Source organism: Bacillus sp. FSL R5-0712 (genome assembly GCF_038593285.1).
Taxonomy (GTDB): Bacteria; Bacillota; Bacilli; order Bacillales; family Bacillaceae; genus Bacillus; species Bacillus safensis.
Genome location: NZ_CP151981.1, coordinates 1,576,170 through 1,602,798 on the forward strand (window position 1 = coordinate 1,576,170; position 26,629 = coordinate 1,602,798).

The 26,629-nt window shown below is 41.2% G+C and carries 29 protein-coding genes; all 29 read left to right on the forward strand.

Annotated features, from left to right (window positions below):
• Positions 1-52 precede the first annotated feature (52 nt).
• The 29 genes from NSU11_RS07860 (at position 53) to flgG (ending at position 26,594) form a co-directional block, all read left to right on the forward strand.
• Positions 53-439 carry a YlqD family protein gene (locus NSU11_RS07860; protein ID WP_024424191.1) on the forward strand — a complete coding sequence of 129 codons (387 nt, stop codon included), beginning with the start codon at positions 53-55 and terminating at the stop codon, positions 437-439.
• 8 nt (positions 440-447) lie between these two features.
• A complete protein-coding gene (gene rimM, locus NSU11_RS07865; RefSeq protein ID WP_024424190.1) occupies positions 448-972 on the forward strand; it encodes a ribosome maturation factor RimM in 525 nt (174 codons plus the stop codon).
• Complete coding sequence (gene trmD, locus NSU11_RS07870) at positions 969-1,703, forward strand: tRNA (guanosine(37)-N1)-methyltransferase TrmD (protein WP_024424189.1); 735 nt, start codon at positions 969-971, stop codon at positions 1,701-1,703. Before rimM ends, trmD begins: the two co-directional genes overlap by 4 nt.
• Positions 1,704-1,840: 137 nt before the next feature.
• Positions 1,841-2,188 carry a 50S ribosomal protein L19 gene (rplS, locus tag NSU11_RS07875; protein ID WP_008354510.1) on the forward strand — a complete coding sequence of 116 codons (348 nt, stop codon included), beginning with the start codon at positions 1,841-1,843 and terminating at the stop codon, positions 2,186-2,188.
• Between the two features lie 89 nt (positions 2,189-2,277).
• Complete coding sequence (gene ylqF / locus NSU11_RS07880; protein WP_024424188.1) at positions 2,278-3,126, forward strand: ribosome biogenesis GTPase YlqF; 849 nt, start codon at positions 2,278-2,280, stop codon at positions 3,124-3,126.
• Between the two features lie 76 nt (positions 3,127-3,202).
• Entirely contained in the window at positions 3,203-3,967 is a 765-nt protein-coding gene (locus NSU11_RS07885) for a ribonuclease HII (RefSeq protein ID WP_024424187.1), read from the forward strand.
• A 26-nt stretch (positions 3,968-3,993) separates the two neighbouring features.
• Positions 3,994-5,730 carry a hypothetical protein gene (locus NSU11_RS07890; RefSeq protein WP_024424186.1) on the forward strand — a complete coding sequence of 579 codons (1,737 nt, stop codon included), beginning with the start codon at positions 3,994-3,996 and terminating at the stop codon, positions 5,728-5,730.
• On the forward strand, positions 5,727-6,002 hold the full coding sequence (locus tag NSU11_RS07895) for a FlhB-like flagellar biosynthesis protein (protein WP_003211418.1): 276 nt from the start codon (positions 5,727-5,729) through the stop codon (positions 6,000-6,002). Before NSU11_RS07890 ends, NSU11_RS07895 begins: the two co-directional genes overlap by 4 nt.
• A gap of 176 nt (positions 6,003-6,178) precedes the next feature.
• Entirely contained in the window at positions 6,179-7,339 is a 1,161-nt protein-coding gene (gene sucC, locus NSU11_RS07900; protein ID WP_024426972.1) for an ADP-forming succinate--CoA ligase subunit beta, read from the forward strand.
• Positions 7,340-7,361: 22 nt separating this feature from the next.
• A complete protein-coding gene (sucD, locus tag NSU11_RS07905) occupies positions 7,362-8,264 on the forward strand; it encodes a succinate--CoA ligase subunit alpha (protein WP_007499624.1) in 903 nt (300 codons plus the stop codon).
• A gap of 63 nt (positions 8,265-8,327) precedes the next feature.
• Positions 8,328-9,230, forward strand: a complete 903-nt coding sequence (gene dprA, locus NSU11_RS07910) for a DNA-processing protein DprA (RefSeq protein WP_024424185.1) — start codon at positions 8,328-8,330, stop codon at positions 9,228-9,230.
• Between the two features lie 193 nt (positions 9,231-9,423).
• Positions 9,424-11,499 (forward strand): type I DNA topoisomerase, encoded by a 2,076-nt coding sequence (gene topA, locus NSU11_RS07915; RefSeq protein WP_024424184.1) that lies wholly within the window; start codon positions 9,424-9,426, stop codon positions 11,497-11,499.
• Between the two features lie 70 nt (positions 11,500-11,569).
• Positions 11,570-12,874, forward strand: a complete 1,305-nt coding sequence (gene trmFO, locus NSU11_RS07920; protein ID WP_024424183.1) for an FADH(2)-oxidizing methylenetetrahydrofolate--tRNA-(uracil(54)-C(5))-methyltransferase TrmFO — start codon at positions 11,570-11,572, stop codon at positions 12,872-12,874.
• 62 nt (positions 12,875-12,936) lie between these two features.
• Positions 12,937-13,854 carry a tyrosine recombinase XerC gene (gene xerC, locus NSU11_RS07925; protein ID WP_024424182.1) on the forward strand — a complete coding sequence of 306 codons (918 nt, stop codon included), beginning with the start codon at positions 12,937-12,939 and terminating at the stop codon, positions 13,852-13,854.
• 14 nt (positions 13,855-13,868) lie between these two features.
• On the forward strand, positions 13,869-14,414 hold the full coding sequence (gene hslV / locus NSU11_RS07930; protein WP_024424181.1) for an ATP-dependent protease subunit HslV: 546 nt from the start codon (positions 13,869-13,871) through the stop codon (positions 14,412-14,414).
• Between the two features lie 16 nt (positions 14,415-14,430).
• Entirely contained in the window at positions 14,431-15,831 is a 1,401-nt protein-coding gene (gene hslU / locus NSU11_RS07935) for an HslU--HslV peptidase ATPase subunit (RefSeq protein ID WP_024424180.1), read from the forward strand.
• A 34-nt stretch (positions 15,832-15,865) separates the two neighbouring features.
• Positions 15,866-16,645 carry a GTP-sensing pleiotropic transcriptional regulator CodY gene (gene codY, locus NSU11_RS07940; RefSeq protein WP_007499612.1) on the forward strand — a complete coding sequence of 260 codons (780 nt, stop codon included), beginning with the start codon at positions 15,866-15,868 and terminating at the stop codon, positions 16,643-16,645.
• A gap of 288 nt (positions 16,646-16,933) precedes the next feature.
• Positions 16,934-17,323: a flagellar basal body rod protein FlgB gene (gene flgB / locus NSU11_RS07945; protein ID WP_012009952.1), complete on the forward strand. Its 390-nt coding sequence runs from the start codon at positions 16,934-16,936 to the stop codon at positions 17,321-17,323.
• Entirely contained in the window at positions 17,323-17,775 is a 453-nt protein-coding gene (gene flgC, locus NSU11_RS07950; RefSeq protein ID WP_024424179.1) for a flagellar basal body rod protein FlgC, read from the forward strand. The genes flgB and flgC overlap by 1 nt, the downstream gene beginning before the upstream one ends.
• A gap of 11 nt (positions 17,776-17,786) precedes the next feature.
• Positions 17,787-18,104 carry a flagellar hook-basal body complex protein FliE gene (gene fliE, locus NSU11_RS07955; protein ID WP_024424178.1) on the forward strand — a complete coding sequence of 106 codons (318 nt, stop codon included), beginning with the start codon at positions 17,787-17,789 and terminating at the stop codon, positions 18,102-18,104.
• Positions 18,105-18,153: 49 nt separating this feature from the next.
• Complete coding sequence (gene fliF / locus NSU11_RS07960) at positions 18,154-19,746, forward strand: flagellar basal-body MS-ring/collar protein FliF (RefSeq protein WP_024424177.1); 1,593 nt, start codon at positions 18,154-18,156, stop codon at positions 19,744-19,746.
• Positions 19,747-19,757: 11 nt separating this feature from the next.
• Positions 19,758-20,774, forward strand: a complete 1,017-nt coding sequence (gene fliG / locus NSU11_RS07965; protein WP_024424176.1) for a flagellar motor switch protein FliG — start codon at positions 19,758-19,760, stop codon at positions 20,772-20,774.
• Positions 20,767-21,531, forward strand: coding sequence for a flagellar assembly protein FliH (fliH, locus tag NSU11_RS07970; RefSeq protein ID WP_024424175.1), 765 nt, complete (start codon positions 20,767-20,769; stop codon positions 21,529-21,531). The genes fliG and fliH overlap by 8 nt, the downstream gene beginning before the upstream one ends.
• Entirely contained in the window at positions 21,528-22,844 is a 1,317-nt protein-coding gene (gene fliI, locus NSU11_RS07975; protein ID WP_024424174.1) for a flagellar protein export ATPase FliI, read from the forward strand. The genes fliH and fliI overlap by 4 nt, the downstream gene beginning before the upstream one ends.
• Before the next feature lie 8 nt (positions 22,845-22,852).
• The gene (gene fliJ / locus NSU11_RS07980) at positions 22,853-23,296 is read left to right on the forward strand and encodes a flagellar export protein FliJ (protein ID WP_024424173.1); all 444 of its coding nucleotides are present in this window, start codon (positions 22,853-22,855) and stop codon (positions 23,294-23,296) included.
• 12 nt (positions 23,297-23,308) lie between these two features.
• Positions 23,309-24,010, forward strand: a complete 702-nt coding sequence (locus tag NSU11_RS07985; RefSeq protein WP_024424172.1) for a MotE family protein — start codon at positions 23,309-23,311, stop codon at positions 24,008-24,010.
• Positions 24,011-25,339 (forward strand): flagellar hook-length control protein FliK, encoded by a 1,329-nt coding sequence (locus tag NSU11_RS07990; protein ID WP_024424171.1) that lies wholly within the window; start codon positions 24,011-24,013, stop codon positions 25,337-25,339.
• A complete protein-coding gene (gene flgD, locus NSU11_RS07995; protein WP_024424170.1) occupies positions 25,339-25,785 on the forward strand; it encodes a flagellar hook assembly protein FlgD in 447 nt (148 codons plus the stop codon). The genes NSU11_RS07990 and flgD overlap by 1 nt, the downstream gene beginning before the upstream one ends.
• Positions 25,786-25,802: 17 nt before the next feature.
• Positions 25,803-26,594: a flagellar basal body rod protein FlgG gene (gene flgG / locus NSU11_RS08000; protein ID WP_024424169.1), complete on the forward strand. Its 792-nt coding sequence runs from the start codon at positions 25,803-25,805 to the stop codon at positions 26,592-26,594.
• Positions 26,595-26,629: the final 35 nt, after the last annotated feature.

A 26,629-nucleotide genomic window follows, 5' to 3' on the forward strand; every position in this document is an offset into this window, starting at 1 on the left:
ATCGTTATACTGTAGAGGACAAATGCCTTCGGATAGGGGGACAAAAAGGAAGATGCAGATCATTCAACATGTCACCGTGATGCAAGTATTAACTGAAAGCAGTAAGGACAAACTGTTAACGACTTTTTTGGAGAAAAAAGAAAGACTAGAACGTGAATGCAATCAACTATATTTTCAACTAAAAAAACATGAAAAAGAACCACATCAGCAAGAAGCCATCCCTCAATTTCAAAAAGCGATCGATAAAAGGCAAGAGAAGATCCGGCAAATTGATTTTCAAGTAGAGCAGCTGCATATTTTGCCGCTTGGAAGTGAAATGAAAGAAACAGAAGTGGATGCATTGGTTGAAGTAAAAATAGGTGATAAATGGGATGACAAGATGCAAGATAATGTCATCGTCGTGAAAGACGGCACCATTGTGGAAATACGTCAGGGGTGATTGAGAACATGGAGCTAGAATGGTTGAATGTTGGAAAGATCGTCAATACACACGGAGTGCGCGGAGAAGTACGCGTCGTGTCAAAGACGGATTTCCCAGAAGAGCGCTACAAAAAGGGAAGCGTCCTCTATATTTTTAAGCAAGGTCAAAGCGAGCCGCTGAAAGTGACTGTCGCATCACATCGCCAGCACAAACAGTTTGATTTGCTCACATTTGAAGAAATCAACTCATTAAATGAAGCAGAGCATTTGAAAGAATCAATCTTAAAGGTAGAAAAAGAACATCTTGGGTCATTAGACGAAGGAGAATTTTATTTCCACCAAATCATTGGCTGTGAAGTATACGATGAAGAGGACAAGCTGATCGGCCAAATCAAAGAAATCCTTACGCCAGGGGCAAATGATGTGTGGGTGGTTGGAAGAAAAGGCAAAAAAGATGCCCTCATTCCATATATACCATCTGTCGTCAAAAAGATCGATATCTCATCCAAAACCGTACACATTGAAGTGATGGAAGGACTTATTGACGAATGAAAATCGATTTCTTAACCCTTTTTCCTGAAATGTTCGAAGGTGTACTTCACTCATCGATCTTAAAAAAAGCACAGGAGAAAGAAGCTGTCTCATTTCAAGTCGTCAATTTTAGAGAGTATTCGGATCATAAGCATAAAACAGTGGATGACTATCCGTATGGCGGCGGTGCTGGTATGGTACTGAAAGCGCAGCCCGTATTTGATGCGGTAGAAGATTTAACGAAAAAAGCAAGCACGAAACCCCGAATCATTCTTGTCTGTCCTCAAGGAGAAAGATATACACAAAAGAAAGCAGAAGAACTTGCAAAAGAAGAGCATCTTATGTTCATTTGCGGCCACTATGAAGGCTACGATGAGCGCATCAGGGAGCATCTTGTCACAGATGAGATCTCAATCGGAGATTTCGTCCTCACAGGCGGAGAGCTGCCAGCGATGATGATTGCAGACAGTGTGGTCAGGCTTTTGCCTCATGTGCTTGGAAAAGAAGCGTCTCACATCGAAGATTCATTCAGTACAGGTCTGCTTGAGCACCCGCACTATACAAGGCCAGCTGATTATAAAGGACTAAAAGTGCCGGACGTGCTTCTCTCTGGAAATCATGCCAAAATTGAAGAGTGGCGGCGCAAAGAATCCTTGAAGCGAACCTATACAAGAAGACCAGATTTGATCGATTCTTGCAAAACATTAACGGATGAAGAAAAAAGATGGCTTTGGCAGCTTCATAATGACTAGATTGTATTGCACACGGCATAGAGGTATGGTATGATACTACTTGTGACTTGGACGGCTTGCTGATCCAAGTTTGAAAACGATGTTCCGCTGCAATGAAGAAAGAGGACATGAGCATCTGTTGGAAGGAGTTGAAAACGATGCAACATTTGATTGAAGAAATCACAAAAGAACAATTACGCACTGATCTTCCTGCGTTCCGTCCTGGTGACACTTTACGTGTACACGTTAAAGTTGTCGAGGGTACTCGTGAGCGTATCCAGATCTTTGAAGGTGTTGTAATTAAGCGTCGTGGTGGTGGAATCAGCGAAACTTTCACAGTTCGTAAGATCTCTTACGGTGTAGGCGTTGAGCGTACATTCCCTGTACACACACCAAAAATCGCTAAGATCGAAGTTGTACGTCACGGTAAGGTACGTCGTGCGAAACTTTACTACCTACGTGAACTTCGCGGTAAAGCGGCTCGTATCAAAGAAATCAGACGATAATGATATCAAAGGAAAGAGCTTGTTACCTGTAACAGGCTCTTTTTTTGTACAATGTATAAAGATAATGGTAGAAGAAAGAAGGTGCACATATGACGATTCAATGGTTTCCAGGCCATATGGCAAAAGCAAGACGTGAAGTCACAGAAAAATTAAAGCTCATCGACATCGTATTTGAATTAACCGATGCAAGAATTCCGATGTCCTCTAGAAACCCAATGATCGAAGAAATCCTTCAAAACAAACCCAAAATCATGCTCTTAAACAAAGCAGATAAAGCAGATCCTCGTATGACAAAGGAGTGGCAGGCGCATTTTGAGCAGCAAGGCGTTCGGTCACTTGCCATTAACTCTGTCGATGGACAAGGGTTAAATCAGATCATCACGACTTCAAAAGAAATTTTAAAAGAAAAGTTCGACCGCATGAAAGCAAAAGGCGTCAAACCACGTGCCATTCGAGCACTGATTATCGGAATTCCCAACGTCGGCAAATCGACCTTAATCAATCGTTTAGCAAAAAAGAACATTGCCAAAACAGGAGACCGGCCTGGTATTACGACATCACAGCAATGGGTAAAGGTAGGGAAAGAACTAGAACTGCTCGATACCCCTGGAATCCTCTGGCCGAAGTTTGAAGATGAGCAAGTAGGACTCAGACTTGCGGTGACTGGAGCGATCAAAGATTCGATCATCAATTTACAGGATGTCGCTGTGTATGCACTTCGTTTTCTAGAAGAGAACTACCCAGAGCGATTAAAAAAACGCTATGACCTAGCGGAGATACCTGAAGATACGGTTGAGCTGTTTGATGCAATTGGCACTAAGCGCGGCTGTCTAATGAGCGGGGGATTCATAAACTATGACAAAACCACCGAAATCATTATTCGGGATATTCGAACAGAAAAATTTGGTCCCCTCACTTTTGAGAAGCCTGAAAGCTAAAAGACACGCAGCTCATGCGGGTCTTTATTTTTTGCGAAAAACTGCCGATATAAAGAAGGAGGCTGCGAAAAAGCCTATGTACACGGTGAAACAAATAAAAGAACTTATAGAAAAGCATGCAGGAGACGAGTCCTACATTCGCGAGCTTGTGAAAGATGATACGAGAAAAAGTGTCCACAAACTCGTAGAAAAGTGGCACAAAGAGAGAGAAAAGCAGCAAGCACTTCGCGCAGCATGGCATGACATGCTGCAATTTGAAAACAAAGCAAAGGCGCAGGGATACACATGTATTGCTGGAATAGATGAAGCAGGAAGAGGACCGCTTGCCGGCCCAGTTGTGGCAGCAGCCGTTATATTAAAGGAAGATACAGTCCTGCTCGGTTTAAACGACTCAAAGCAATTATCTGAGAAAAAAAGATTGGCTTATTATGATTTAATTCAAAAAGAAGCACTTGATATCGGAATCGGCATTGTTGATGCGGCTACGATTGATGAAATCAATATTTATGAAGCATCAAGACTGGCGATGGTAAGAGCTGTAGAGCAGTTAACTCATACACCTGATTATCTACTCATAGATGCCATGACACTCCCGCTTTCTACTCACCAAGAGAAGATCATCAAAGGAGATGCAAAAAGTGCATCCATTGCAGCAGGTGCATGTATTGCGAAGGTGACAAGGGATCAGATGATGGAAGAGTACGGGCGTAAGTATCCTGAGTATCAATTTGAAAAACATAAAGGGTACGGAACGAAAGAGCACCTGGCTGCGATTCAAACACATGGTGCTACCCCCATCCACCGGTTATCGTTTGCGCCAGTGAAATCTGTTATATCATAAATTTTAATCTAAGGAGGCTGCCTGTGATGACAAGAGTTGAGGACATACATACAGCACTGAATAGCCGGCTGAATACGGCCGAATCGGTTCCATTAAACACCGAAGGGAAGGATAATGTTCATCGGCTGATTCTCGGTAAAGTACTAAAAATGCTTGGAGATGATACAGCCCTTGTTCAAATAGGTTCAACGAAAATAAAAGCACAGCTGGCGGCTCAGCTTAAAGCAGACGCATTTTATTGGTTCCAATTTGAACAAGAGGGTGGAGGCAGCCTCAATAAACTAAGACCCGTTCAGCAATTTGATCAAGATCCTAAGACATTAAAGGATGCAGCAGCCAAACTATTAGAAGGTCTCTCACTGAAAAATGGGCTTGAAAACATGCTGACAGCTACAGCTTTTTTAAAGGAAAAGTCCGTCATCAACGAAGGAGAGTTAAAAACGGCAGTGAAGTGGATCGAACAGCTTCAAGGAGCTGATGTGAAGAAAGGGCTCCAGGCCCTCCTCTTTGCTTTAAAGAAAGATTTACCGATCCAGCAAGGGGTGCTTCAATCTATTTTAGCCGTAAAATCACCCTCTGCCCTTCATCAGGATATAACAGCGCTATTAAATCAATTAACACAGCTTCCGAAGCACACAGATGCCACACAGACACTTATACAAGCCGTTCGGTCAGTTGTAGATGCAGAGACAGCCGTCCATTCAGAAAAGCTCTTATCGGTCCTTCTAGCAGCGAGAGAAGGAGAGGCGAAGCAAGGTGGCAGTTTACCAGTAACGACTCAGCTCAATCCGTCTCAGCAAAAAGAAAATAGCCATGCCGCAATCGTTCAAGAGCGTCAGTCGTCCCAAGTTCTTCAGACAAACGTGCAGCAGTCAACAAGTCCAAAAGGGCTGCAAATCCCGCCTCAGCAAATTGAGCGGATACTGGCAAGTTTGATGAAACAAGGTGCAGACGGGCAGCAAGAACCTAACTTAAAACAGCTCACAGCATTGCTGCACGGGCTCCAGCAGGCAGGATCTCAGCCTGACGCAAAAGCAGCTGTGCTTCAAAAAGAGTTTCCTTTCCTGTCAAAAGCAGAGGCAAAAGCTTTGGCCCAGGTAGTGCAGCAGACAGAACCAACATTAAGTAATAAAACCGATGTGCTCGATTTACTTATGACGATGAAAAAGGCAATAGGTGTACGTGATGAAATTGGTATGCTGAAACTGCTTGAAAAAGGCAGCCAGGATGTCAAAAGTCAGGAGCTGCACCAATTAAAGCTCACCTTAAATGATGTGAGGCAGGCGGATTTACCAGAGCCCGTTAAAAAAGAAGTGGATCAATTGTTTCATAGATTGAATGGACAGTTATTTGTGCAGCAGGAGAACCAAACCGTCAGTCAAATGATGATTTCCTATCCGCTTTTCTCAAAACATAGTGTTCAAGATTTAACCTTTATTCTAAAAGGACATAAGAAAAAGGATGGCTCTATTGATATTTCTCAGTGCCGCCTTATGTTTTATTTAAACATGGAAAACCTTGAAGAAACCTTGATAGACTGTACGATTCAGCAAAAGGTCATGTCCATTACAGTCGAGACAGCCCATGAACTGCAAGGCACCATTAATCCAATGATTCCGGCTGTTCGAGAGAATTTAAATGCGCTAGGATACAGTTTAACGGGAATTACAGCAAAAAAGAGACAAGAGCCAGTAGAACCGTCTCAATTTCTAGATGAACACTTTCATAAAATCAGCGAGAAAGGGCTGGACTTACGAGTATGAAGGATTCAAAACCGCTTAGAAGAGCGGTCGCTCTGCATTACGATGAAGAAAAACAAAAGGCGCCAAAAGTCGTTGCAACAGGCAGCGGCTATGTGGCAGATCATATTATTGAAGAAGCCAAAAAGTCGGGAGTCCCAATCCAGGAAGACCGTAATCTAGTCGAACTCATGCGCCACTTAACATTAGATGAGGAGATCCCTGAAGCGTTATACGATACTGTAGCAGAAATTTTTTCGTTTATCTACAGGTTAGATCAAAAAATGAAAAAATAAGGTAAAATAAGTGATTTGGCTGAAAAATTTATATTTTTAATAAAATAAAAGTTTGAATGTTTAGAAGGATTTTACGATTTTACATAGAACCCTAGACATTCTCTTTTTTATTCTTTAAAATGAAAGCGCAGTCTATTTTATAATTTTTGTTTCTACATATGTTGGGAGGATGGGAAATGAATATCCATGAGTACCAAGGAAAAGAAATCCTAAGAAAATATGGGGTTTCAGTTCCAAATGGTAAAGTAGCATTTACACCTGATGAAGCAGTGAAAGCATCAGAAGAGCTAGGGAGCTCTGTATATGTCGTAAAAGCACAGATTCATGCAGGCGGCCGTGGTAAAGCAGGCGGGGTAAAAATTGCAAAAACGAAAGATGAAGTGAAAGGGTTTGCAGAGGAATTGCTCGGCAAGACACTTGTCACACATCAAACAGGGCCTGAAGGGCGCGAAATAAAACGCTTACTTATTGAAGAAGGCTGCGATATTCAAAAGGAATACTATGTTGGACTAGTTTTGGACAGAGCGACATCAAGAATTGTATTGATGGCATCTGAAGAAGGCGGTACTGAAATTGAAGAAGTAGCAGAAAAAACGCCAGAAAAAATCGTCAAAGTGGTCATCGATCCAGCGATTGGTCTGCAAGGCTATCAGGCGAGAGAAGTGGCATTTAAAATTAATATTCCAACAAAATTAGTTGGCCAAGCTGTTAAGTTTATGACAAGCCTTTACAATGCGTTTATTGAAAAAGATTGTTCAATTGCTGAGATTAATCCACTTGTTGTAACAGGCGATGGAAAAGTCATGGCACTTGATGCAAAATTAAACTTTGATAGCAATGCCTTATATAGACAAAAAGATATATTAGAATACCGTGACCTTGATGAAGAGGATCCAAAAGAAATTGAAGCATCTAAATATGACTTAAGCTACATTTCTTTAGATGGAAATATTGGCTGTATGGTCAATGGAGCAGGTCTTGCGATGTCTACAATGGATATCATCAAGCATTACGGCGGGGACCCTGCAAACTTCCTAGATGTTGGCGGCGGTGCAACAGCTGAAAAAGTAACGGAAGCATTTAAAATCATTTTATCTGATCAAAATGTCAAAGGGATTTTCGTGAACATTTTTGGCGGCATCATGAAATGTGATGTCATTGCAGAAGGTGTTGTTGAAGCGACGAAACAAGTCGGCTTAACATTACCACTTGTTGTACGTCTTGAAGGAACAAACGTTGAATTAGGGAAGAAAATCCTGAGTGATTCAGGCTTAAATATCACTTCTGCTGAGTCTATGGCTGACGGGGCAGAAAAGATTGTATCTTTAGTCAAGTAGAGCAGAAAGGCAGGGAACCTAAATGAGTGTATTTATTAATAAAAATACGAGAGTAATTGTTCAGGGGATTACCGGTTCAACCGCATTGTTCCATACAAAACAAATGATTGAGTACGGAACAAATATTGTTGGCGGTGTCACACCTGGAAAAGGTGGAACTGAAGTAGAAGGAGTTCCTGTATTTAATACTGTATCTGAAGCAGTTCAGACTACTGGAGCGAACGCTTCTGTTATCTATGTACCAGCACCATTTGCGGCAGATGCCATTTTAGAGGCTGTTGACGCAGAAGTCGATCTCGTCATTTGTATCACAGAACATATTCCAGTGCTTGACATGGTCAAAGTGAAACGGTATATGGAAGGGAAAAAGACAAGACTAGTTGGACCAAACTGCCCAGGTGTCATCACACCTGAAGAATGTAAAATTGGTATCATGCCTGGCTACATTCATAAAAAAGGTCATGTGGGTGTTGTTTCTCGTTCTGGAACGCTTACATATGAAGCGGTACATCAGCTTTCAGAAGCTGGCGTTGGTCAATCGACAGCTGTAGGAATCGGGGGGGACCCGGTAAATGGGACAAACTTTATTGATGTTTTAAAAGCATTCAATGAAGACCCTGAAACACATGCTGTAATAATGATCGGTGAAATCGGCGGTACGGCTGAAGAAGAAGCAGCTGAATGGGTAAAAGCAAATATGACTAAACCAGTCGTTGGCTTTATTGGCGGTAAAACGGCGCCTCCAGGAAAACGTATGGGACATGCTGGTGCTATTATTTCTGGTGGTAAAGGAACAGCTGATGAAAAAGTAAAAACAATGCGTGAATGTGGAATTGAAGTGGCAGAAACACCATCTGTCATGGGAGAAACGTTGATTAAAGTATTAAAAGAGAAGAATCTCTTCGAAGCTTGTAAAACGCATTAATGACACAAGAAGACTTGTTCTTTGACAAGTCTTCTTCTTTCTATCTTAAACTGGAGGAATGGTATGTACAACGTGTCCGAAAGAATGATTTTTCACCGCTTAAAAGGCCTCATCTCACCCTCATTATTAACAAAATGGTGGAAAGTCGATCCTGAACTATATATAAATGAAGAAACACATCATTTTAAACAGGATCGAGCATTACAAACGATCGACTTTACCCGCTTAAAACAAGCTGAAGAAAATGAATTCCCCATTTTTCAACACATCGTTCAAGCCTATTTAAAGCAAAACATTCACATGATTCCCATCACATCACCCTTATATCCCAGCACACTAAAAAATATTTATGATCCTCCCCCTGTGTTATTCCTAAAAGGAAACGTATTATATTTAAATGAAGAAAAAAGTTTAGGTGTAGTCGGCACGCGAGTTCCATCGTCTTATGGAGAAGCATGTGTGAAGAAAATTGTTGGTGAGCTTGTCAAGGAAGAGTGGATGATTGTCAGTGGTTTAGCTAAAGGAATCGATGGACTGGCACATAAAGAGTGCATCAGGAAAAAAGGGAAAACAATCGGCATTATAGCAGGCGGCTTTCAGCATGTATACCCAAAAGAACATGCACAAATGGCTCAATACATGGGCGAACATCATTTGCTTTTGTCAGAGCACCCGCCTTATGTCAAACCAGAAAAGTGGCATTTTCCAATGAGAAATCGTTTAATTAGTGCATTGACGAAAGGGACCATCGTGATTCAGTGCAAAGAAAAGAGCGGTTCTCTTATTACAGCCTATCAAGCGCTTGAGCAAGGCAAAGAAGTATTTGCGGTTGCTGGATCCATCTTTGATTCTAATTCCACAGGTCCGGCAAGACTCATTCAGCAGGGGGCAAAGCTTGTTCATTCCACAAAGGATATTTTAGAGGAATTCTCCTTCCACAGCGTTCAATATACTGAACTCTCATAAAAATATCGTTTGACAAAAGACATCGGAATATTTAATAATAGTGAGGATTTAAGTTTACACTTTGTTTTTCGTGTTTATAATGATGTTCATCATAAAGAATTTTTAATGATTGCCTGTTAGATAGGTGCAATTAACATAAATATGAATTGTGAAATGTATAAAGAGAGAACACCTCTTAAGGGGGATTTTGAGTATGGCTGATTATTTAGTCATCGTTGAGTCGCCAGCAAAGGCGAAAACGATTGAGCGTTATTTAGGAAAAAAGTATAAAGTAAAAGCTTCAATGGGGCACGTAAGGGATTTACCGAAAAGTCAGCTCGGTGTTGACACTGAGCATGACTTTGAACCGAGATATATTACGATTCGCGGGAAAGGCCCAGTTTTAAAAGAATTAAAAACAGCAGCGAAAAAAGCAAAGAAAGTCTATCTCGCAGCTGACCCCGATAGAGAGGGAGAAGCGATTGCTTGGCATTTAGCACACAGCCTTGACCTTGACCTCTCTTCTGACTGCCGCGTTGTTTTTAACGAGATTACAAAGGATGCGATTAAAGATTCCTTTAAGCATCCACGTATGATCAATATGGACTTAGTTGATGCGCAGCAGGCAAGACGGATATTAGATCGTCTCGTTGGGTATAAAATCAGTCCGATTTTATGGAAGAAAGTGAAAAAGGGCTTAAGTGCCGGACGTGTTCAATCAGTTGCACTCCGCCTGATTATTGATCGCGAGAATGAAATTAATGAATTTAAACCAGAAGAATACTGGACAATTGACGGTACATTCCTAAAAGGAAAAGAAAGCTTCGAAGCGAGTTTCTTTGGCCTCAATGGCAAAAAACATCCATTGAAAACAAAAGAAGATGTAAAAGAAATCCTTTCGAAATTAAAGGGAAGCAAATTCTCTGTAGAGAAAGTAACGAAAAAAGAGCGTAAACGTAATCCAGCTGTTCCGTTTACGACTTCTACTTTACAGCAGGAGGCTGCAAGAAAATTAAACTTCCGTGCGAAAAAGACAATGATGATTGCACAGCAATTATATGAAGGAATTGATCTTGGTAAAGAAGGTACAGTCGGTCTCATTACATATATGAGAACGGACTCAACACGTATTTCCAATACAGCGATTGAAGAAGTATCTGCCTTCATTGATCAGACGTACGGCAAGAATTTCTTAAACACAACAAAACGAACAGCTAAAAAGAATGAAAATGCACAAGATGCTCACGAAGCCATCCGCCCGACTTCGACGTTAAGAAAACCGGCAGATGTCAAGCACGTGCTAAGCCGCGATCAGCTTCGTCTGTACAAATTGATTTGGGAACGATTCGTGGCAAGCCAAATGGCGCCGGCTGTTCTTGATACAATGAGTGTGGACCTTGATCATAACGGTCTTACTTTCCGTGCGAATGGCAGTAAAGTAAAATTCCCTGGGTTTATGAAGGTTTATGTGGAAGGAAAGGACGACCAGCTAGAGGAAAAGGACAAAATGCTTCCTGATCTGAAAGAAGGGGACACAGTTCTTTCAAAAGATATCGAACCGGAACAGCACTTCACACAGCCGCCTCCGCGTTACACTGAGGCAAGATTGGTCAAAACACTTGAAGAGCTCGGTATAGGCCGTCCATCTACGTATGCACCAACATTAGATACAATTCAAAAGCGCGGCTATGTCGCACTTGATAATAAACGATTTACTCCGACAGAGCTTGGAGAGATTGTACTCAACTTAATCATTGAATTCTTCCCTGAAATCATTAACGTTGAATTTACAGCGAAAATGGAAAAGGAACTTGATAGTGTTGAAGAAGGTACGATCGAATGGGTTCGTATTATCGACAGCTTCTATCAAGACTTTGCAAAACGGGTAGAAAAAGCTGAAGCAGAGATGCAAGAAGTTGAGATTGAGCCGGAATACGCAGGTGTTGATTGTGAAGAGTGCGGACATCCGATGGTGTACAAAATGGGTAGATACGGCAAGTTCATGGCGTGCTCTAACTTTCCTGACTGCCGCAACACAAAACCAATTGTCAAAGATATCGGGGTCAAATGCCCGTCATGTCATGAAGGAAACATTGTTGAACGAAAATCGAAAAAACGCCGCATTTTTTACGGCTGTGATCGTTTTCCAGAGTGTGAATTCGTCTCTTGGGACAAACCAATTGAAAGAAAGTGTCCAAAATGCGAAAATATGCTTGTAGAGAAAAAGCTGAAAAAAGGCGTTCAAGTTCAATGTGTCAACTGTGATTATAAAGAGGAACAACAAAAATAGCGGTGAGCAGCCTTGTTCACCTGCTTTTTTATGTCATCAAACAGACCTTACGAAATAGGAGAGTTGTACAATGAGTCAATTTGTAAATGTGATCGGAGCCGGTTTAGCTGGAAGTGAAGCTGCATGGCAAATCGCTAAACGAGGGATTAAAGTCAATTTATATGAAATGAGACCTGTGAAACAAACGCCGGCTCACCACACAGATAAATTTGCGGAGCTTGTATGCAGCAACTCACTGCGTGCGAATGCTTTAACGAATGCAGTAGGTGTATTAAAGGAAGAAATGCGTCATTTAGATTCAGCTATTATCGCAGCAGCAGATGAAAGCTCAGTTCCTGCTGGCGGCGCGCTTGCAGTAGACCGTCATGAATTTGCAGCAAACGTGACAGACCGCGTGAAAAATCATCCGAATGTTACTGTCTTTCAAGAAGAAGTGCAAAGCATACCAGAAGGTCCGACAATTATCGCGACTGGCCCGCTGACATCAGAAGCACTTTCAAAAGAATTAAAATCGTTAACAGGAGAAGAATATCTCTATTTCTACGATGCAGCGGCACCTATTCTAGAGAAAGACAGCATTGATATGGATAAGGTGTACTTGAAATCACGCTATGACAAAGGAGAAGCCGCTTATTTAAACTGTCCAATGACAGAAGAAGAATTCGATCGTTTTTATGAGGCACTCATTTCTGCTGAAACTGTGCCATTAAAAGAATTTGAAAAAGAAATCTTCTTTGAAGGCTGTATGCCAATTGAAGTCATGGCGAAAAGAGGAAAGAAAACGATGCTGTTTGGTCCGATGAAGCCAGTAGGACTGGAAGATCCGAAAACAGGAAAAAGACCTTACGCTGTTGTTCAATTAAGACAGGATGATGCAGCAGGTACTTTATATAACATCGTTGGCTTCCAGACACATCTGAAGTGGGGCGATCAAAAGGAAGTATTCCGTTTGATTCCAGGCCTTGAAGAAGCAGAAATTGTTCGTTACGGCGTGATGCACCGTAATACATTTATTAACTCGCCAAGCCTTTTAAGACCGACTTATCAGTTTAAAAATAGAGATGACCTATTCTTTGCCGGACAAATGACAGGCGTTGAAGGGTATGTCGAGTCCGCAGCGTCCGGACTTGTGGCTGGCATTAACGCCGCTCGTTTTGTCAAAGGAGAAGAGCTTGTGACACTTCCTGAGGAGACGGCGATTGGCAGTATGGCTCACTACATCACATCGACAAACAAGAAAAGCTTCCAGCCGATGAATGCGAATTTTGGTTTGCTGAAAGATCTAGGTGTTCGAATTAAGAACAAACAAGAACGTTATGCAGAGTACGCTAAGCGCGCAATCGAAACTATTCAAACTATTTCGAAATCTCTGTAGTAAAACATTGCACGGAAAGCAAGATATGTGATACCATTTAAAAGCCTTAAAGAGGTGTAAAAATGACGAATAAACAGCGTCTTGTCCACTTATTCATTGAATATCTGCAAATTGAAAAAAACTATTCAGCTTTAACGATCTCAGGATATACAGAAGCCATTGAAGAGTTTGTCAGATTTATGAACATTCAAGGAATAGACGGTTTTGAAGAGGTATCCTATCAAGATACGAGAATTTATTTAACAGAAGCTTATGAAAAAGGCCTGACAAGAAGAACGATTAGTAAGAAAGTCTCTGCGCTTCGCAGCTTTTATAAATTTTTATTAAGAGAACAGCTTGTGAAAGAAAATCCTTTTTTACTCGTTAGCTTACCAAAGCAGGATAAGCGGATTCCTTCATTTTTGTATGAAGAGGAACTAAAAGAGCTTTTTACAGTTTCTGATGTCAGCACACCGCTTGGGCAAAGAAATCAAGCCATTTTAGAACTTCTTTATGCAACAGGTATGAGGGTCAGTGAGTTATGTTCATTAAAAGAATCTGATCTTGATTTATCGATGGATACAGTGCTTGTTCATGGGAAAGGCAGCAAGCAGCGGTATGTTCCTTTCGGGTCATATGCTCATGAAGCGCTCATTACTTATTTAGAGGATGGAAGGCAGAAGCTGAAATCTAAAGGGAAAGACCGCGCTGATACTCATGTGTTTTTGAATCAGCGCGGGACGCCTCTTACAGACCGAGGTGTACGATTCATTCTCACTGAATTAATGAAAAAGGCGTCAGGTACATTACATATCCATCCTCACATGTTAAGGCACACCTTTGCCACGCATCTCTTAAACGAGGGGGCGGATTTGAGAAGTGTTCAAGAACTTCTCGGTCATTCAAATTTATCATCTACACAGGTGTACACGCATGTATCAAAAGATTCTTTAAGAAACACGTACATGTCTCATCACCCAAGGGCTTTTAAACGATCCTAAAAGGAGGTTTTTTCATGTCATCATTTCATGCAACAACCATCTTTGCCGTTCAGCATAAAGGAAAAAGTGCAATGGCTGGCGACGGTCAAGTCACTTTCGGGCAGGCTGTCGTGATGAAACACACAGCAAAAAAAGTGCGCCGTCTTTTTGGAGGCAAGGTGCTTGCAGGTTTTGCAGGTTCAGTAGCCGATGCTTTTACACTCTTTGAAAAGTTTGAAACAAAGCTTGAAGAATATGGTGGTAATTTAAAGCGGGCAGCCGTAGAACTAGCGAAGGAATGGCGAAGTGACAAGATGCTAAGGCAGCTTGAGGCCATGCTCATCGTCATGAACAAAGAAAGCATCCTGCTTGTCTCTGGAACAGGAGAGGTCATCGAACCAGATGATGGGATTTTGGCCATTGGCTCAGGCGGCAACTATGCGCTTAGCGCCGGGAGAGCACTCAAAACCCATGCAGGTGATCATCTCTCAGCGAGAGAAATTGCAAAGGCCGCTCTTGAAACGGCCGGAGAAATCTGTGTCTACACGAACGATCAAATCACTTTAGAAGAGCTTGAATAGAAAGGACATGAGACGTATGGAGAAAAAGCCGTTCACCCCAAGAGAGATAGTTGAAAAGCTTGATCAATACATCATTGGTCAGCTTGATGCGAAAAAAGCAGTGGCGGTGGCTTTAAGAAACCGTTACAGAAGAAGTCTTTTGCATGATAAGCTAAAGGATGAAGTCGTTCCTAAAAACATTTTAATGATCGGTCCAACAGGTGTGGGGAAAACAGAAATTGCCCGCAGAATTGCTCGAATTTCTGGTGCGCCTTTTATTAAAGTGGAAGCGACGAAATTTACTGAAGTGGGTTATGTCGGCCGTGACGTAGAGTCCATGGTGAGAGATTTAGTTGAAACAGCGATTAGACTCGTCAAAGAAGAAAAGATGAAAGATGTTCAAGAGGAAGCAGAAAAACAAGCAAATAAACGTCTTGTTCATTTACTTGTTCCTGGCAAGAAAAAAAGCCAGTCTGTGAAAAATCCGTTTGAGATGCTGTTTGGCGGTTCTGATGAAGATGACCGTGATCGAGATCATTCAAATGAAGAAGTGGAACTCGAATCGACAAGAAAGCGAATCGCTCATCAGCTGGCGATGGGAGAACTTGAAGATCATTACGTTACGATTGAAGTAGAAGAACAGCAGCCTTCCATGTTTGATATGCTTCAAGGCTCGGGTATGGAGCAAATGGGTATGAACATGCAGGATGCGCTCGGCAATCTCATGCCTAAAAAGAAAAAACGCAGAAAGCTGACTGTCAGAGAAGCAAGAAAGGCGTTAACGGCTGAGGAAGCTTCAAAACTGATTGATATGGATGAAGTCAGTCAGGAAGCGGTCTACAAAGCAGAGCAGCAAGGAATTATTTTTATCGATGAAATCGACAAAATCGCCAAAAGCGGTGGTGCATCATCTGCAGATGTTTCTCGTGAAGGGGTTCAGCGTGATATTTTACCGATTGTAGAAGGTTCAACTGTGATGACAAAATATGGTGCCGTTAAAACTGATCATGTGCTGTTTGTTGCAGCAGGTGCATTTCATATGGCAAAACCATCAGATTTGATTCCAGAACTTCAGGGACGCTTCCCAATCCGTGTAGAATTAGATAAATTAAGTATAGAAGACTTTGTGAAAATCTTAACGGAACCAGATAATGCATTATTAAAGCAATATAAAGCTTTACTTGAAACAGAAGGTATATCTCTTGAATTTTCTGACGATGCTATTCATAAGATTGCCGAAGTGGCTTATCATGTCAATCAGGAGACAGATAACATCGGTGCAAGAAGGCTTCATACCATACTTGAGAAGCTGCTTGAAGAGCTTTCATTTGAGGCGCCTGATATTACGATGGAGACAGTGACCATTACACCTCAGTATGTCGAAGAGAAGCTAGGAAAGATTGCAAATAACAAAGATTTAAGTCAATTTATACTTTAACAAATGAATAAAGTAATCTAGGAGGATCATTATTATGGCGTTACTACAAAAAACAAGGATTATTAACTCAATGCTGCAAGATGCAGCGGGGAAACCAGTTAATTTCAAAGAAATGGCAGAAACACTGAGAGATGTCATTGATTCAAACATTTTCGTATTAAGCAGAAGAGGAAAGCTTCTTGGCTACTCCATTAATCAACAGATCGAAAATGCACGTATGAAAAAAATGCTTGAAGATCGTCAGTTCCCTGAAGAATATACAAAGAGTCTATTCAATGTCCCTGAAACGTCTTCAAACCTTGATATTAACAGTGAATATACAGCTTTTCCGATTGAAAACCGGGACTTATTCCAATCAGGTTTAACAACAATTGTTCCAATTATCGGCGGAGGAGATCGTTTAGGTACGTTAATCCTGTCCCGCTTACAAGATACATTCACAGATGATGATTTAATTCTTGCTGAATACGGGGCAACAGTTGTTGGAATGGAGATTCTTCGCGAGAAAGCAGAGGAAATCGAAGAAGAAGCAAGAAGTAAAGCGGTTGTTCAAATGGCGATTAGCTCTCTTTCCTACAGTGAGCTTGAAGCGATTGAGCACATTTTTGAAGAGCTGGATGGAAACGAAGGTCTTCTCGTTGCAAGTAAAATTGCAGACCGTGTAGGGATCACGCGCTCAGTGATCGTAAACGCCTTACGTAAGTTAGAAAGTGCAGGCGTGATTGAATCTCGTTCTCTTGGAATGAAGGGAACGTACATCAAAGTGTTAAACAACAAATTTTTAATTGAACTCGAAAATTTAAAATCTCATTAATCAAAAACCCTTTTTGGCCGAAATAAATGCTGAAAAGGGTTTTTTTATGTGAAAAAATGAGGATTTGTCCGAAAAATGTCACTCTTTTTTCCAAGAAACCCCTTACAAATCTGTAGTGCTTTGAATCTAGGCCTTTATACCTATTCGTAAAATAGATATATATTACGAGTTTTTTTTACATATACATCATAGACTTTAATCCTATTATTTCTTACAATGAACATATGGTTTTACAAATCTCGACATGATTAAATGGAATGAAATACATATGATTGGAGGTATATGGTTTTGGATATATTTTCTGGAACGATAAGCAACCTTGAGAATGCCTTGGGCAGAGCGAATGTTAAGCAAAAAGTCATAAGCAATAATATCGCAAATATAGACACACCGAACTACAAGTCGAAAAACGTCGCATTCCATGACATGCTAAATGATGCGTCAATCAAATTAGATGCTAAAAAAACATACCAAGGTCACATTGATTTTTCAAAAACAGGGTCTAATTATTCAGTTGTTTCGAGCAACCGTACTTCTTATCAAGAAAACGGAAATAATGTCGATATTGATCAAGAGATGAGTGAACTCGCTAAAAACCAAATTCAGTATAATGCGCTGGTGGAAAGAATGAGCGGGAAATTCAATTCTCTTAAAACAGTTTTGACAGGAGGTAAGTGATGTCGATTTTTTCAGGAGTGAACGCTTCGGCCTCAGCATTAACGGCACAGAGGCTCAGAATGGACGTTGTATCCTCAAACCTTGCAAATATGGATACAACAAGAGCTAAACAGGTTGATGGCAACTGGGAGCCTTATAGACGTAAGCTTGTCACATTACAGCCGTCAGGTGAATCGTTTTCATCTATATTGAACTCAAGTATGAATTCGAGCGGCAAATTAGGAAACGGCGTCAAAGTAACAAAGATTACTGAAGACGAAACTCCATTCAACCTTCAATATGATCCTACAAATCCCGATGCCAATGAAAATGGATATGTTCAAACACCAAATGTCGATCCATTAAAAGAAATGGTCGACCTCATCAGCAGCTCAAGATCATATGAAGCAAACGTGACTGCTCTAAATGCGAATAAAAGCATGCTGATGAAAGCTTTAGAAATAGGAAAGTAAGGTGAAAATAATTGGTTAATGCAATATCTCCTTTCCAGCTTCAAACTGCTCAGCAAGCAAGTGAATTGACGAATGCAACGCCCGTTCAGGCGGCTGCACCTAAAAGTCAAACGAATTTCTCTGATGTGCTGAAGAATTCCATTGAGGCATTAAATCAATCACAGCTGAAATCAGACCAGTATACAAATGCGCTTGCACAAGGAAAAGATGTCAATCTCGATGAAGTCATGATTGCTTCACAAAAAGCGAGTGTTACACTCACAGCTGCAACAGAGTTTCGAAATAAAGCAGTCGAAGCGTACCAAGAGATTATGAGAATGCAGATGTAGGAGGTGCTGGTGGACAAAAAAAGACTGAATGGAATGACCGGGGGTTAAGATGAATCGTACTTTAATGCAATTAAGAACAAAAACAGTTGAGTTTTGGCGAAATCGATCAAAATTACAAAAAATACTCATGATTGGCGGCGTTGCTGCCCTAGCAATCATTATTACGGTTGTTAGCATCTTTGCTTCTTCTGAAAAAATGGTTCCGCTCTTTAGAGACTTGTCTGAGGCAGAAGCTGGACAAATCAAACAGGAACTAGATGGCAAAAACGTTAAATCGGAACTTGCAAACAATGGAACAACGATTCTCGTTCCAGAAAAGCAAGCAGATTCTTTAAAAGTAACACTCGCATCTGAAGGGCTCCCTAAGACAGGCAACATTGATTATTCCTTCTTTGCAAACAATTCAGGCTTCGGTTTAACAGATAATGAATTTGATGTTCTGAAAGTAGACGCAACTCAGACAGAACTATCCAATCTGATCAACACGATTGATGGGATTAAAGATTCAAAAGTGATGATTAACCTGCCAAAAGATTCCGTTTTTGTTGGAGAAGAGCAAAGTAATGCATCAGCATCCATTGTGCTGCAAGTTGAGCCAGGCTACACGCTCACACCGCAGCAAGTAAAAGGCCTTTATCATCTTATTTCAAAAAGTGTGCCGAATTTAAAAACAGAAAACATTGTCATTATGGACCAAGATTCCAACTACTACGACTTAAACACCAGCTCCGATTCCTATGCAAGTGGAATGGATGCACAGCAGCAGAAAAAAGAGGAAATCGAAAAGAATCTTCAAAGAAAAATTCAGCAGCTGCTCGGAACAATGATGGGTCAAGATAAAGTAGCTGTATCGGTCACAACAGACATTGATTTTACTGAAGAAAAAAGAAAAGAAGACCTTGTAGAACCTGTTGATAAAGAAAACATGCAGGGAATTGCTGTCAGCGCTGAAAAGATTGCTGAAACTTATTCAGGTAATGGCGCAGCAGCTGGAGGCACCGCTGGAACAGGTGATGATGATGTCACAAATTATCAAGGTGCCGATGGAGCGAATGGAAGCGGAGATTACGAAAAGAGCGAAGATCGTATCAATTATGAAGTCAACCGCATTCATAAAGATATCAAAGAAAGTCCTTATAAAATCAGAGATGTTGGCATTCAAGCATTGGTCGAACCACCAACTGCAAACGATGTAAACTCTTTAACTGCTGAAAGACAAGATGATATCAAAAAGATTCTTTCAACGATCATTAGCACATCGATTGATAAAGAATACACAAATGGTCAAGCGCTCACTCAAGCAGACTTAGATAACAAAATCGTTTTATCTGTATCAAAATTAGACGGTAAACAGCAAACTGCGGCAGATAACCCTTCAAACAATATTCCAATCTGGGTTTATATTGTAGGCGGTGTGCTCCTACTTGCAATTATCGCTCTTATCATTCTTCTTGTACGCAAGCGTAGAAGAGATGAAGAAGAAGAGTTTGAGTTTGATGAACGTACACCAATTGATGTTCCTGATATCGATACTGAACCAGAAACAGAAGAAATGGTGAGAAAAAATCAGCTTGAAAAAATGGCAAAAGAAAAACCAGAAGACTTTGCTAAATTGCTACGCAGCTGGCTGTCCGAGGATTAGGAGGAATAAACATGTCGAGAAAAGATCCAAATCGACTAACAGGCAGACAAAAAGCAGCAATCCTAATGATTTCCTTAGGGCTAGACGTGTCAGCATCTGTATACAAACATCTGTCTGAAGACGAAATAGAAAAATTAACATTAGAAATTTCCAATGTACGAAGTGTAGATACTGCTAAAAAAGATGAAGTCATCGAAGAGTTTCACAGCATTGCCATCGCGCAGGACTACATATCGCAGGGCGGTCTTATGTACGCAAGACAAGTGCTTGAAAAAGCGCTTGGTGAGGATAAAGCGGACAGCATCTTAAACAGGCTGACATCCTCTCTTCAAGTGAAACCATTTGATTTTGCTCGAAAGGCTGAGCCAGAACAAATTTTAAACTTTATCCAGCATGAGCATCCACAAACGATTGCACTTATCCTTTCCTACCTGGATCCAGTGCAGGCTGGGCAAATTTTATCTGAGTTAGGCGAGGAAGTACAAACCGAGGTTGCGAGACGTATTGCCTTAATGGACCGCACATCTCCAGAGATCATCAATGAGGTGGAACGTATTCTTGAACAAAAGCTTTCTTCAACCTTTACGCAGGACTATACGCAAACGGGCGGAGTCGAAGCGGTTGTAGAAGTGCTAAATGGTGTAGACCGTGCTACTGAGAAGACCATTTTAGACACACTTGAAATTCAAGATCCAGAGCTTGCGGATGAAATTAAGAAACGTATGTTTGTCTTTGAAGATATTGTCACTCTTGACAGCAGAGCGATTCAGCGCGTCATCAGAGATGTTGAAAATGATGACTTATTGCTCGCACTCAAAGTGGCAAGCGAAGAGGTCAAAGAAATTGTCTTCCGTAACATGTCACAGCGTATGGTCGAAACATTCAAAGAAGAAATGGAGTTTATGGGGCCTGTCCGGCTTAGAGATGTCGAGGAAGCACAAACCCGTATTGTCAGCATCGTAAGACGACTTGAGGAAGCTGGAGAAATCGTCATAGCTCGAGGCGGAGGAGACGATATCATTGTCTAGGATTATCAAACATGAAACATCTGTTATTCCTGAACAAGGACGGCAAACGATTCCTTTACAGCAAGTACACTTTAAAAGAGAACATCACGAAGAAGAGCTTGTCAATGAAACCGAAGCATCGCAGCTAGTACTCAGTGATGCAGAAGATCAAGCGAGCCGCATATTAGAACAAGCAAACAGTGAGCTGGAAAAAACAATGGCTGAAATCAATCAGCGCCGGACTGAGTTTGAAGAAGAAAGAATGCAGCTCATTGAAGAAGCGAAACAAGCAGGTTATCAAGAAGGCTTCCAAAAGGGCGAAGCAGATGCGAATTTGCAGTACCAAGCTATTCTTGATCAAGCAAATGACATCGTTCGTCTTGCAAGGCAGGACTACGAAGAAAAAATTGAAAGCTCTGCTGAGCAAATTGTGGAACTCGCTTTTGAACTCGCCAAACGCGTTTGGAATGCAGCTGAGGACACGAAAGATCAATTTTTGGCTCTTGTGAAGCAGGTCATTTCAGAAGTGAAAGAATATGATGATATTTCCATCTATGTTGACCCTGAACATTACGAGCATGTGATGGAATATAAAGACGAATTGATTAGAATCCTTCAAAAGGATACACACCTTGCCATTTACTCGGATGAAAAAGCGCCAAAAGGAACTTGTTACGTAGAAACAAGTTTTGGAAAAGTGGAAGCGAGTGTTGATACCCAAATGAATCAGTTGAAAGAAAAATTATTAGAAGTCATTGATTCAGGTGATCACAAATGAAAATGGATGTGCTAAAAGAAACGATTGAAACCGCTGATCCTTATAAACGATTTGGTAAAGTCAATCGAGTGGTTGGGCTGATGATTGAATCTAAGGGACCGGAGAGTTCGATCGGTGATGTATGTCTCATTCATAAAAAAGGGAGCAAGCACCATCCGATAAAAGCAGAGGTCGTAGGGTTTAGAGATGAAAACATTCTGCTCATGCCTTATGTAGAAGCATCCAATATTTCACCAGGAAGTCTTGTTGAAGCGACGGGTGAGTCGCTGAAGGTCAAAGTTGGGACTGGATTAATTGGTGAAGTCGTTGATGCCTTCGGTGATCCGCTTGATGGCAGTATGCTTCCAAAAGGACTTGCACCTGTTTCGACAGATCAGTCACCCCCAAATCCAATGGACAGACCGCCTATTCGAGAAAAGATGGGTGTCGGTGTTAGAGTCATTGACAGTCTGCTCACAGTTGGCACTGGTCAAAGGATCGGGATTTTTGCCGGAAGCGGTGTTGGAAAAAGTACCTTAATGGGGATGATTGCAAAGCAGACAGAAGCAGACCTGAATGTCATTGCTCTTGTTGGAGAGCGTGGCCGTGAAGTTCGTGAGTTTATTGAAAAGGATTTAGGTGCTGAAGGACTGAAGCGATCCATTGTTGTCGTTGCAACTTCTGACCAGCCTGCACTGACGAGACTGAAAGCTGCGTATACAGCAACAGCTATTGCGGAGTATTTCAGGGACAGAGGCAAAAATGTCATGTTCATGATGGATTCTGTTACAAGGGTCGCCATGGCGCAAAGGGAAATAGGACTCGCAACTGGCGAGCCGCCAACAACAAAAGGATATACACCTTCAGTGTTCGCTATACTGCCAAAATTGCTCGAACGAACTGGGACAAATCAGCTTGGTTCGATCACAGCGTTTTACACAGTGCTTGTTGATGGGGACGATATGAACGAGCCCATCGCTGATACAGTGAGGGGGATCCTGGATGGTCACATTGTACTTGATCGTGCTTTAGCCAACAAAGGACAATTTCCCGCTGTTAATATTTTGAAAAGTATCAGCCGTGTCATGAGCAATATCGCAAGTCATGATCACAAGGAAGCGGCTAACCGGTTCCGCCAGCTTTTATCCACTTATCAAAACGCTGAAGACCTCATTAATATTGGAGCATATAAAAAAGGCTCCTCCAAAGATATTGATGAGGCCATGCAGGCTTACCCTCACCTGATTTCTTTTTTGAAGCAGGATGTAGAAGAGGCTGTATCTATTGAAGACAGTGTGAGTTTATTGCTCAGTTTGATGAATAGAGAGGATTGACAAAAACAGTGAGATATCAATACAAATTTCAAAAGCTCTTAGAACTGAAAGAAAGTGAAAAAGACAAGTCACTCGCAGCATACCAACAATCCGTTTCGGCATTTGAGCAAGTTGCTGAAAAACTCTATGAAAATATGAGTAAAAAAGAGCTAATGGAAAAAAGCAAAGAAGAAAAGCTGAGAAGTGGAATGAGTGTTCAAGAAATGCGTCATTACCAGCAATTTGTGACCAACTTAGATAACACCATCCAGCATTATCAGCAGCTTGTGATCATGAAACGCCATCAAATGAATGAAAAACAATCTGATTTAACTGAAAAAAACATTGAGTTTAAAAAGTTTGAAAAAATGAAAGAAAAGCAATTTGAAAAGTTCTCCCTTGAACATAAGGCAATTGAAATGAAAGAAATGGATGATATCTCTATCAGCCAATTCATGTTTCAAGGACATTAGGAGTCGAGATGAATGCCTAAGAAGGAAAAAACGAAGGAATCAGGCGGCGGGAAATTTCAATGGATCTTGTTTATTGTCATCATCCCATTGATTGTGCTTGTGATTGTCACTGGCACGATCCTTTATATGGCAGGTTTTGATCTAAAAAAACCGCTCCAAAACATTCCGGTGATTAGCAGCTTAGTTGGTTCAGATGACACCTCAAAAACGTCATCTTCACCTAATGATCAAAGCGATGCAGAGTTGAAAGAACTGAAAAAGACCATTAAAGAGCAAAAAAATGAACTCGAAATTGCACAAAAAGATTTGAAAACAAGTGATGAAGAGATTAAAAGACTGAATCAAAAAATCAACTCACTTGAAAAAACATCTGAAAATGATGCAAAGAATACGTCAGCCAATGACAGTTCATCGAATAACAGCTCATCAAATAACACGTCAGATAATAACTCGGCAGGGACGTCCTCTGATGCAGCGGCATCCTCTAATCAGCAGACAAAAGGAAAGGTCGCCAGCATTTATGAAAGCATGGACTCAGGAAAATCCGCCAAAATTTTATCAGAATTAAGTGATAAAGAGGCGTTAAAAATTCTTGAAGAGCTGAGCAAAAATAAACTGACAGACATATTAGCAAAACTGACACCTCAGAAGGCAGCAACGTTTACAAAAGAGCTTGCCAAAAAAGAAGAAAGTGAAAATGGGGGTGGACAATAAGTGAAGCTATTGGATATTGGAGCCTTACAGCAATCTTCTCAAGGTCTTTCAGGGCTAAAAGGAGACGGCGCCGCATCTGCACGAGGTTTGTTTAAACAATTGCTTAGCGGAGCAGGCGCTCAAAGCGGTCCTGTTCATGCTGAGACAGCCGATGCAGCCTCTCTTTCTATCAATGATGCGATGCAAATTGTTGAAAAATGGATGCAATCACCTGAAGAAGGAATGAGCGCAGACCTACTAAGTGCGCTTCAAACACTACAAGGTCAAACGCTTGAATCATCCGATCTCAAATCACTTGAAGAATTATTTCAAAAAATGGAATCTTCCATTTACGGTGATCAAGCGGAAAAGCCAGGTTCTGAACATAGTGAACAGCTCATACAAGTCCACTTCTTCATCTATCAATTGCTCAATCAACAGCCGCTCAGCTTTGATGCGAAACTTGTGCAGGATATTGAAGGAAAAGGTCAAGACTTTATCCACTTTCTTTCGAAAAACGGGGTAGATGAAAAACTCATTCAGCAAGTAAAAGAGCAGTTCTTCTCGCAGGGATCAACGCCAAAGCTGAATTCGATGACTCAAAGTGAGCTAAAGCACTTTAATCAGTTAATCGACCATATGATGGCGAATGCGAAAGGGTCTGACAAAGAGTGGAAAATTTCACTTGGAGAGTTGAAAGAGCTAATCTCTCCAAAACAAGAATCTACACTCGCTTCTCCGGCAAAAGGGAATGCATCTCTTGAGTGGCTCATCAAAAAAGAAGTCGTGAAAGGACAAAGCGCTGCTGCACCAGCTTCTGAAAAAATAATGACCCATACACTTTTGCCAGGTCATAAGCAGTTTTTCCAACTGCAGTCAGCGGCTCCTGTTCAGCAGACACAAACGACTGATGAGAAGCCGGGAACAGTTGATCAGCAAATTCTAAACACGTGGAAGCAAATGAAATTCACGCCGTTTGGCAATTCAAGCGGACGCTTCACCGTTCGATTAAATCCAGAAAATCTTGGATTCATTACCATTCAGCTAACGAAGCAAAACGGTATGTATGCGAGTAAAATTACAGCCTCGACGCAAGCAGCGAAAGAGCTGTTAGAGCATCATCTGCCGCAGCTCAAGCAGGCACTTCCGAATATGTCGGTTCAAGTGGACCGTTTCCATATACCGCTTCAATCAAATGAGCAGCCGTTATTTGGACAACAATTTAACGAAGAAAACAAGCAGCAGCAGTCAAAAGGGCAGAATTCCCAGCAGACTGATGAACAGGAAGCAGAATTCCAAGATGTACTGGATGCTCTTGTTGGGTCAGATGAAGAAGAGGAGGAGATCTAATGGCAACAGTTGATGCTACGAATAGAACAGCCGCACAAGCAGACACTTCTTCAAAAACAGAAAAGAAAACAGATACGCTTGGCAAAGATCAATTCTTGAAAATTTTGCTCACGCAGCTTCAAAACCAAGATCCGACAAACCCACTTGATGACCGTGAGTTTGTCACTCAGCTTGCGACATTTTCATCTTTAGAACAGCAAACCAATATGAACGATTCGATCACCAAACTGAATCAGCTCATGTCTACATTTGTTGCACACCAAGATCCGTTTACGACGTATGTAGGCTGGATTGGTAAAGAAGTATCGGGCAAATTGGATGATAAAGAGATATCGGGCACTGTGAAATCTGTTAAAAACATAGACAATGAATACTTACTTGTTTTAGAAGATGGTACGAAAATCAGCCCTTGGGATGTTACAGCAGTTGGAGAAAAAACGAAGTAATTCGAGGAGGAAAATAAATGTTACGCTCACTTTACTCAGGAATTAGCGGAATGAAAAACTTCCAAACAAAATTAGATGTGGTAGCCAATAACGTAGCCAACGTCAATACACACGGATACAAAAAAAGCCGTATCACGTTTAAAGATATGGTCAGTCAAACCATTTCAAGCTCAGGTGGACCAACGAACAACTCTGGTTCAATTAACTCAAAACAAGTTGGTTTAGGATCATCTTTAGCTTCTATTGATAAAGTCATGTCACCGGGATCTTCTCAAAATACAGATGAACCTTACGACTTCTATATCAATGGAGATGGATTTTTCCGTATTGAAAGTCAAGGAGAAGTTCTTTATACAAGAACCGGGAACTTTAGACGTGATTCGGAGGGAAATTTAACGACTACTGACGGAAATTACCTTCTCGGAATGGATGGACAAAAAATAACGATCCCAGATGGCATTTCAAGTGTAAGTGTTGGTCCAGATGGAACAATTTCGGTTGTTGAAAACAACGTATCTAGAAATGTTGGACAGATTTCACTCGTATCTTTCAGTAACGCAGGAGGATTAGACAAAGTTGGTGACAACCTTTACCGCCAAACGTTAAGTTCAGGTGCACCAAGTAACCCTATCGTACCTGGTCAAGAAGGAACTGGCGTGATCCAAACAGGTAAACTAGAAATGTCAAACGTTGATTTAACAGATGAGTTTACCGAAATGATTATCGCGCAGCGCGGATTCCAATCGAATGCAAAGACGATCACAACATCTGATGAAATTCTGCAAGAGCTTGTGAATCTGAAACGATAGGAGGTAGGGGGAGCGGATGCTCGCTTCTCTGCTTA

What these genes read in the sequence shown, in the direction of transcription:
- NSU11_RS07860 (WP_024424191.1), top strand. Translation starts at nt 53, where the DNA reads ATGCAGATCATTCAACATGTCACCGTGATGCAAGTATTAACTGAAAGC.
- rimM (WP_024424190.1), top strand. Translation starts at nt 448, where the DNA reads ATGGAGCTAGAATGGTTGAATGTTGGAAAGATCGTCAATACACACGGA.
- trmD (WP_024424189.1), top strand. Translation starts at nt 969, where the DNA reads ATGAAAATCGATTTCTTAACCCTTTTTCCTGAAATGTTCGAAGGTGTA.
- rplS (WP_008354510.1), top strand. Translation starts at nt 1,841, where the DNA reads ATGCAACATTTGATTGAAGAAATCACAAAAGAACAATTACGCACTGAT.
- ylqF (WP_024424188.1), top strand. Translation starts at nt 2,278, where the DNA reads ATGACGATTCAATGGTTTCCAGGCCATATGGCAAAAGCAAGACGTGAA.
- NSU11_RS07885 (WP_024424187.1), top strand. Translation starts at nt 3,203, where the DNA reads ATGTACACGGTGAAACAAATAAAAGAACTTATAGAAAAGCATGCAGGA.
- NSU11_RS07890 (WP_024424186.1), top strand. Translation starts at nt 3,994, where the DNA reads ATGACAAGAGTTGAGGACATACATACAGCACTGAATAGCCGGCTGAAT.
- NSU11_RS07895 (WP_003211418.1), top strand. Translation starts at nt 5,727, where the DNA reads ATGAAGGATTCAAAACCGCTTAGAAGAGCGGTCGCTCTGCATTACGAT.
- sucC (WP_024426972.1), top strand. Translation starts at nt 6,179, where the DNA reads ATGAATATCCATGAGTACCAAGGAAAAGAAATCCTAAGAAAATATGGG.
- sucD (WP_007499624.1), top strand. Translation starts at nt 7,362, where the DNA reads ATGAGTGTATTTATTAATAAAAATACGAGAGTAATTGTTCAGGGGATT.
- dprA (WP_024424185.1), top strand. Translation starts at nt 8,328, where the DNA reads ATGTACAACGTGTCCGAAAGAATGATTTTTCACCGCTTAAAAGGCCTC.
- topA (WP_024424184.1), top strand. Translation starts at nt 9,424, where the DNA reads ATGGCTGATTATTTAGTCATCGTTGAGTCGCCAGCAAAGGCGAAAACG.
- trmFO (WP_024424183.1), top strand. Translation starts at nt 11,570, where the DNA reads ATGAGTCAATTTGTAAATGTGATCGGAGCCGGTTTAGCTGGAAGTGAA.
- xerC (WP_024424182.1), top strand. Translation starts at nt 12,937, where the DNA reads ATGACGAATAAACAGCGTCTTGTCCACTTATTCATTGAATATCTGCAA.
- hslV (WP_024424181.1), top strand. Translation starts at nt 13,869, where the DNA reads ATGTCATCATTTCATGCAACAACCATCTTTGCCGTTCAGCATAAAGGA.
- hslU (WP_024424180.1), top strand. Translation starts at nt 14,431, where the DNA reads ATGGAGAAAAAGCCGTTCACCCCAAGAGAGATAGTTGAAAAGCTTGAT.
- codY (WP_007499612.1), top strand. Translation starts at nt 15,866, where the DNA reads ATGGCGTTACTACAAAAAACAAGGATTATTAACTCAATGCTGCAAGAT.
- flgC (WP_024424179.1), top strand. Translation starts at nt 17,323, where the DNA reads ATGTCGATTTTTTCAGGAGTGAACGCTTCGGCCTCAGCATTAACGGCA.
- fliF (WP_024424177.1), top strand. Translation starts at nt 18,154, where the DNA reads ATGAATCGTACTTTAATGCAATTAAGAACAAAAACAGTTGAGTTTTGG.
- fliG (WP_024424176.1), top strand. Translation starts at nt 19,758, where the DNA reads ATGTCGAGAAAAGATCCAAATCGACTAACAGGCAGACAAAAAGCAGCA.
- fliI (WP_024424174.1), top strand. Translation starts at nt 21,528, where the DNA reads ATGAAAATGGATGTGCTAAAAGAAACGATTGAAACCGCTGATCCTTAT.
- NSU11_RS07985 (WP_024424172.1), top strand. Translation starts at nt 23,309, where the DNA reads ATGCCTAAGAAGGAAAAAACGAAGGAATCAGGCGGCGGGAAATTTCAA.
- flgD (WP_024424170.1), top strand. Translation starts at nt 25,339, where the DNA reads ATGGCAACAGTTGATGCTACGAATAGAACAGCCGCACAAGCAGACACT.
- flgG (WP_024424169.1), top strand. Translation starts at nt 25,803, where the DNA reads ATGTTACGCTCACTTTACTCAGGAATTAGCGGAATGAAAAACTTCCAA.